At 46.5% G+C, this 7172-nt stretch carries 6 protein-coding genes; 4 read left to right on the forward strand and 2 right to left on the reverse strand.

What is annotated here, in order from left to right; all coding sequences use genetic code 11:
- Positions 1-318: 318 nt before the first annotated feature.
- Complete coding sequence (locus tag IH879_16675) at positions 319-1653, forward strand: IS5 family transposase (GenBank protein MCH7676562.1); 1335 nt, start codon at positions 319-321, stop codon at positions 1651-1653.
- A gap of 86 nt (positions 1654-1739) precedes the next feature.
- Here the strand turns inward: IH879_16675 and IH879_16680 are convergent, their stop codons facing one another.
- Together IH879_16680 and IH879_16685 are read right to left on the reverse strand one after the other, a co-directional pair.
- Positions 1740-3044, reverse strand: coding sequence for an amidohydrolase (locus IH879_16680; GenBank protein ID MCH7676563.1), 1305 nt, complete (start codon positions 3042-3044; stop codon positions 1740-1742).
- Positions 3045-3313: 269 nt separating this feature from the next.
- Positions 3314-3484 carry a hypothetical protein gene (locus IH879_16685; protein ID MCH7676564.1) on the reverse strand — a complete coding sequence of 57 codons (171 nt, stop codon included), beginning with the start codon at positions 3482-3484 and terminating at the stop codon, positions 3314-3316.
- Between the two features lie 263 nt (positions 3485-3747).
- On the opposite strand from IH879_16685, the gene IH879_16690 reads away from it, so the two are divergent.
- From IH879_16690 to IH879_16700, 3 genes are all read left to right on the forward strand, one after another.
- A complete protein-coding gene (locus tag IH879_16690) occupies positions 3748-5274 on the forward strand; it encodes a PAS domain S-box protein (protein ID MCH7676565.1) in 1527 nt (508 codons plus the stop codon).
- An 85-nt stretch (positions 5275-5359) separates the two neighbouring features.
- On the forward strand, positions 5360-6211 hold the full coding sequence (locus IH879_16695; GenBank protein ID MCH7676566.1) for a hypothetical protein: 852 nt from the start codon (positions 5360-5362) through the stop codon (positions 6209-6211).
- A gap of 11 nt (positions 6212-6222) precedes the next feature.
- Complete coding sequence (locus tag IH879_16700) at positions 6223-6864, forward strand: MBL fold metallo-hydrolase (GenBank protein ID MCH7676567.1); 642 nt, start codon at positions 6223-6225, stop codon at positions 6862-6864.
- Positions 6865-7172 lie beyond the last annotated feature (308 nt).

Raw genomic sequence — 7172 nt, forward strand, 5'->3', positions numbered from 1 at the left:
TCCGATTCTTTCGAGTTAAAACCCGGGGCTGCAGGATTTTCATCATGCTCCTGAAAAGCGATTAAGAATAATGCCAGGCTCAAAACGAAAATGTACATTGCACAAGAATTCTTGAGCTTCATATCTCCTCTCCTCATTAATGAGTTCCGTTATTAATTAGGGTCTACAGAAAAAGAAGAACAATATTACCTAAGGTTAATAATATCAATTGATTAATTGGTTATTTCTTAGTATATTTAGCTATCTAATTGCAAGGTTTTTCTGCAGATTCGTTGAAAACCTTGCACTTTCGAATGCAATTCAAATTAGGTGGCGTCCATGTACAACTTCTCTGAACCAGACGTGAATCAAATCGAGCTGTTTGAACAATCTCTGCCGTTCGGCGGCAAACTGAATCGCACCAATCGTTGGATTCTTTTGGCTGAGCTGATTGCCTGGCGCGAGCTTGAGGCGACCTATGCCAAGACCTTTTCAATCACCGGGCGCCCAGGTATTCGCGCCCGTTACGTACTCGGCTCGCTTATTATCAAGCACATCATCGATAGCAGCGATGAAGAAGCCGCCGAGCACATTTCTGAAAATCCATATATGCAATACTTTATTGGATTGCCGCGCTTTTCATATCGACTTCCGTTTGACACTAGTACCTTCAGCAAGGTCAGGAAACGGCTTGGCAAAGAACAATTTGACGAATTTGAACAAAACCTCATCAACACCCTGGTGGAGAAAAAACTCCTGCGCCCTAAAGGTCTGTTGACCGACGCCACGGTCTTCCAAAGTGACATCACGTTTCCCACCGACTGTGGCCTGCTAAACAAAATTCGTCACGTCTGTGTGGAGCAGATCAGAACGCTCAGCAAAGCGGTCGGCTGCAAAGTTCGCACCTATCGCCGGGTTGCCCAGAAAGCCTATGTTGCCTTTTCAAAAAAGCGGCGCAAGACACACAAAGAAGTGCGTCAGATGCAGAAGCAACTCCTGCAATACGTCCGGCGTAACATTCGACAACTCAGTGAACTCATCGAAGAAGTCGCCGATGCCGGGGTGGCTGTCACTGAAAAAGTGGTGGCGACGCTCCAGGCGGTCAAAGAACTCTATGCTCAACAAAAACAGATGTATGACAGTAAAAAGAAATCCGTTGAGAACCGCATCGTCAGTTTCCACAAACCCTACATCCGGCCCATCGTACGGGGCAAAGATGGTAAAGGTACTGAGTTTGGCGCCAAGGTCTCGCTTAGCCATGTTGATGGCTACTTGTTTGCCGACTATATCAGCTTTGACAACTACCACGAAGGCAAAAAGTTTATCGATAGCGTCGAGCTTTTCGAAAAACGTTTTGGCAAAAAGCCGAACTATGTGGCCATGGACCAAGCCTACGGCAGCAAAGAGAACCGAAACTATCTCAAAGAACATACTATTCGTGCGGCGGTCAAACCCTTAGGTCGCCCGAAAAAAAATAACGCCAATGATACCGAAACACGTTGGCGAAAACGAAAACAAAAAGAGCGCAACCGCATTGAAGGAGCCATCGGAAACAGCAAAAACAAGTATTCCTTAGGAGTGATACGCGCAAAATCAGAAATAACTGAATATGCATGGATTCGATTCGCTCTGATGAGTCGAAATATTGCTATCGCAGGAAAAAGAATCCTATAAATCAAAGAACAAAAGTAGTAACTTTCAAAATTCGACTAACTTGCTGTTGACTGAAGCTGAAAATTTTGTTTTTCAGTAAGCCCTATTTAGTTCGTCCCTTGCCCTGCCATATAATCAAGAGTCAAATTACTTAACGCACGCACTCCTAATTTCAGACCGCTGTCATCGATATAAAAATCCGGCGTGTGGTGTGGCGCAGCATCTGCCTTTTTCATCCCTTTTGGCATGCCGCCTAAGAAGAAAAAGAATCCCGGAATCTTTTCCACATAAAAAGAAAAATCCTCCGCGCCGGTGATGGCGTTTATGAGAACCACGTTTTCGCCACCGGCAACCCGCTGCACGGTGGAGAGCATGCGCGCCGTTAACTCCGGATCGTTAAACGTCACCGGCACACCGATTTGAATATCCACTTCTGCCACCGCGCCGGCACTTTCCGCAATTTTAGTGGCGGTCAAGCGGATTTTTTCATGGATGATTTTTTGCATGTCCGTGTTCAAGGTGCGAATGGTGCCGATCATTTCGCACTCCTCGGGGATGATGTTGCTGCGCACCCCGCCGCGAATCAATCCCACTGAAATGATCGCCGCCTCTTTGGTGAGCTCGGTCTGACGGCTGATAATGTTGTTCAAACCGTTGATGATTTGCGCGGAGACCGTGATGGGATCAACACCGGTCCAGGGAGTAGAGCCGTGGGTTTGCTTGCCTTTCACCTTAATGATGAAACGATCGGCGGCGGCCAGCAGGCCACCCGGACGATACTCTATTTTTCCAACTTCTGTTTTTGCCCCGATATGCAGTCCGAAAATCACGTCCGTTTTGGGATTCTCAAGCACGCCTTCTTTTACCATCATCCGGGCGCCGCCCTCCTCACCGGGAGGCGCGCCTTCTTCGGCGGGCTGAAAGATGAACTTTACCGTGCCGTGTAAATCGTCTTTGAGTTCGGTCAGAACTTCGGCGACAGCCATGAGAATGGCCACGTGGGAATCATGACCGCAGGCATGCATCACCCCGACATCCTGATTGTTGTAAGTCGAGCGCACTTTCGATGCGAACGTGACGTCCACTCGTTCCGTGACCGGCAAGCCGTCCATATCCGCTCTCAAAGCCACCACCGGGCCGGATTTTCCACCTTTGAGAATCCCGACCACGCCGGTGTGGGCGACTTTGGTTTGCACTTGCAGTCCTAAACTCTTGAGATGCGCGGCCACCTTTTCCGCTGTTTTAAACTCGCGGTTGGACAACTCCGGATTTTGATGAAAATGCCGCCGCCATTCGATAACTTTGGGTTCGATCTTGTCGGCAAGCGCGTCAATTTTAGATCTCACTTCGTTCTGTGCGAAGAGTTGAAAGCTCATAAACAGAGTCAGTAAAAAAATGCCTGATGACTTCATGGTAACTCCTTTCGTTTGAGGTGAAAATTTTGATTTTTTTAGGGCCGCTCCGGCTCCTCGCCCCGAATTCATTATTATATTTTTAAAGGAATGTCGGGGCGAGGGATCCTGCGCGGGCTTCGGGCGCCTCCTTCCCGACTTCATTATTATAAAAAGATTTAAGGAAAATCGGCAAGGGGTCGCCTTCCGCTAAATTTGGATTCCCCCTTTGTAAAAGGGGGCCTGGGGGATTTTACAGAACTCGCCAGAGTTCGGGCCAACATCAGCATTCATGAATAATGCAGGCTAGCAATGCCGCTGTCACAGTCATAGTTTCTGATGATAGTTATCACCCGCGCGGGAGATTTAAGCCCCGTGCCTGGCGCCGCCCCGTTGGATAAAATAATCTCGCTGGCTCGCCCTGTTGCAAATTCTCCCGCGGGCCCGCCAGGAATTATCATGTGCCAACTTACCCGCGAACTACAGGACTTCCTTCCCCATATAGCCCGACTACGCTAAGGGCAGGCTCTCGCGGCTTTGCAGTTGCCTTTCGCTAATAATTGCTGTACATTTAGAAAAATATGGGGTTCATGACCATGCCGGGCGTACACAAAAGACTGTACCTGACCGCCTTTCCGCTGAGCTCCAAGGACGAGCAGATTAGCTTTGTGTTAAGCAGTATCGAAACATCTTTATAAACTACGTAGTATCTTTTGGTGAAACTGTGAAAGATATGACCGAAACCAAGAAAGCAGAAGAAGAGCTGCGTATTCAAAAAGCTTATTTTGAAAAGTTGTTCAACAGCGATCCGGAGGCGATTGTATTGCATGACCACAATAATATTGTGGTTAAGGTAAATGACGAATTCACAAGAATGTTTGGTTATTCTCGCGAGGAAGCAATCGGAAAGCCGGTCAATGAGTTGATCGCTTCAAAGGAATTCCAGGATGAAGCATCTGAGAATTCTCATAAAGTAACTCATGGCCAAACTGTAGAAGTTGAATCAAAACGCAAACGAAAGGACGGAACATTGTTTGATGTTTCGATTCTGCACGCCCCGATCATTCACGATGAAACCCGGACGGGGGTTTATGCTATCTATCATCGTGACATTACCGAACGCACAAAAGCTGAAGAAGAATTGCGTGTTGAGAAGACTTATCTTGAAGAGTTGTTCAACAGCGCTCCCGAGGCGATTATATTGCATGACAACAATGATATTGTAGTTAATGTCAATGATGAATTCACAAGAATGTTTGGCTATTCTCGTGAGGAAGCAATCGGCAAGCCAATAAATGATTTGGTCGCTTCAGAAGAGTTCAAAGAGCATGCTGCTGCTAATTCAGAACTGGTGACTCATGGCCAAAGAACTGACAATGATTCAAAACGTAAACGTAAAGACGGGACTCTTTTTGATGTCTGGATTATCGGGGCTCCTATTATTGATAACGGTAAACAGATGGGAGTTTATGCAATCTATCGCGATATTACCGAACGCAAGAAAGCAGAGGAGGCTCGGATCAGGTCACTGGAAGAAGCGCGGACGGCAAGAAATATTCAAGTAAATCTCCTGCCAAAGTCCAACCCCGAAATCGATGGCTACGATATTGCCGGAATGAGTATCCCGGCTCTAAATGTTGGGGGAGATTATTACGATTTTATCCGTTTGGATGACCATCGGCTGGCAATCGGTCTCGGAGATGTGAGTGGCAAGGGACTCGCGGCTTCCCTGGTGATGTCAAACCTGCAGGCAACCATTCGAGGGCACACATTTTTTGATGCAAATGCAGATGGCTGTCTGGAAAAAGCAAATAACCTTTTATTCCACAGTACTGATGCAAGAACATTTGTTTCTCTTTTTTATGGAATTCTGGATACCCAAAAAAACACCCTGTGCTATGCCAACGCCGGACATGATATACCGCTCATTTTCTCTGCGGCAAAAAAACCGAATCAACTGAAAACCCGGGGAATTGCCCTGGGCCTGAAAGAGAATGTCTCTTATATGAAAGAAGAGAGAGCTATTCATCCGAACGACCTGGTTTTAATTTATTCAGACGGAATTACTGAAGCCATGAATGAGCGGCAGGAAGAATTTGGTGACGAAAAGCTCCAGGAAATTGTCCAACATAATAGCGGCGATTCTGCCCGCGAGTTAATTGACAAGATCATTGCTGCGGCCAATTTACACTTCGGTAATGCCTCGCAGAATGACGACATGACAATAATTATCATAAAGCGAAAGCCCTGAAGGTTGAGTATCATTGACTGGATTCAATAAGGAAGTTAATGTGTAGCATCAAGACGGAAAATCATTGCTAAAATGGCGGCAGATCATGAGTACGAAAATATCTAAACTAAGGCGGTTTCTCACAATCTCTTCGTTTGCAGGCACCGTGATTATTGTTGGACTGGCACCCACATTGCACGCGCAGAATGATGGCATCGTTGGCTTATGGGAAGGCCGCAAAGTTGACGGCCGGTTCAACACGACCGAACCGTGGGGTCCGTTTCTCATCGAGAAGGAGTCCGACGGTACGCTGAAGGCGACTTTCCTGGGCAGCCGTTTGGGACAAAGGGATTCGCCAATGTACAACGTTACGTTAAAGAACGGCAAATTCAAGCTCCAGATGAATCGCTGGGGCGGCGCTGCACTCGAGGCGACATTTTCGCCTGAAAAAGGCATTGTCGGCACGCTTCGGCATCATGGCATGACCGAGAAGCTGACGCTTCAAAAAATTCCTGACCGAACGGACGACGATATTCTGGCGTTGCTCAATTCCGGCAAGATTGCAGACAATCCGCCCTATCAAAGCGAGTTCATGAGCTTGCTTATTAATAAAGGTCCCGAGGCGGCTCTGACTATATATAAGGCTGTCAACGAAAAGAAGCCGGGTCACCAGCTTTGGGGCCCTGGCGCTGTCAATAGCTACGGCTATGAGCTTTTTAACAAGAAGAAAACCGCTGAGGCAGTTGCAGTTCTCAAACTAAACACGCTGGCGTACGCCGACGACCCGAATTCGTTCGACAGTCTGGGCGAAGGTTACCTGCGCAATGGGGATCGTGAATTGGCGATCAAAGCTTTGAAGAAATCACTATCGATGAATCCACCACAGAACGTGCGGCAGAATTCAATAAAGCTGCTAAAAGAATTGGGCATTGATTATGAAGACAAAGCCATGAACTAAAAGGATTCCTTATGTTTATCAAACAATTTTTGACTGGCGGAGACCGGAATTTCGGTTATCTTATTGCCGACGAGTCCGCGAATTCTGCCGCCATCATTGACCCCTCCTATTCGCCAACAGTCATTGCAGATTTTGCGAATGAGAAGGGGTATAACATCGAGTATGTGTTTAACACGCACGGTGACTCGGATCACACCAACGGCAACGATGAAATCCTCGCGCTGACCGGAGTCCAGGCAGTCCTGTTTGGAGATAAAGAGCCAAAGACGGGAATAACTGTCTCGGACGGTGCCAAATTTCCTTTGGGCAATCTCACCATTCAAATTATTCACACACCTGGACATACAGATGACTCTGTCTGTTTATATGCAGGCGATGCTGTCTTTACAGGTGATACCCTGTTCATCGGCAAGATTGGTGGGACTGATTTTGGCGATAATGCCCGCCAACAATACGATTCTCTCCATAAGAAGCTCCTCATCTTACCGGATTCAACACGCGTCTTTCCGGGTCATAATGTTGGTGTTGCACCAGAGTCTACGATCTTACATGAACGGGAGACAAACCCTTTTCTTCTCCAACCTGACGTGGAAGCCTTTATCGATTTGAAAAGAAATTGGCTGGAGTACAAAAAAACACATGGTATTGCTTAGATAGCCGCCATAAGTTCAAATGCAAATACAAAGATGTTTAGAATTATCAGATTGAAGTGGTGCAAACGCAATAGAAGAATTTTATCCTATTTTACTCCCCACCATTGTTATTTAGCAGCAACTAATCGGGTCATTTGAGTACCTCAACGATGAGGGTCTTAAAGCCTTTGCTTTTTTATAATTCGTAGAATTACCTGTCAACGACCATTACAATCGCCCTTAATCGAAAGCAACATATATGAAAGGGATGTTTATAAAATGAATATTCTTGGACAAATAGGAAATACACCATTACTTAAACTAAGAAA

This window comes from candidate division KSB1 bacterium (genome assembly GCA_022562085.1).
Lineage (GTDB): Bacteria > Zhuqueibacterota > Zhuqueibacteria > Oceanimicrobiales > Oceanimicrobiaceae > Oceanimicrobium.

Excerpts from the sequence above, each read along its gene's own strand:
- IH879_16700 (MCH7676567.1), top strand. The coding sequence starts at position 6,223 with ATGTTTATCAAACAATTTTTGACTGGCGGAGACCGGAATTTCGGTTAT.
- IH879_16680 (MCH7676563.1), bottom strand. The coding sequence starts at position 3,044 with ATGAAGTCATCAGGCATTTTTTTACTGACTCTGTTTATGAGCTTTCAA.
- IH879_16695 (MCH7676566.1), top strand. The coding sequence starts at position 5,360 with ATGAGTACGAAAATATCTAAACTAAGGCGGTTTCTCACAATCTCTTCG.
- IH879_16675 (MCH7676562.1), top strand. The coding sequence starts at position 319 with ATGTACAACTTCTCTGAACCAGACGTGAATCAAATCGAGCTGTTTGAA.
- IH879_16685 (MCH7676564.1), bottom strand. The coding sequence starts at position 3,484 with ATGATAATTCCTGGCGGGCCCGCGGGAGAATTTGCAACAGGGCGAGCC.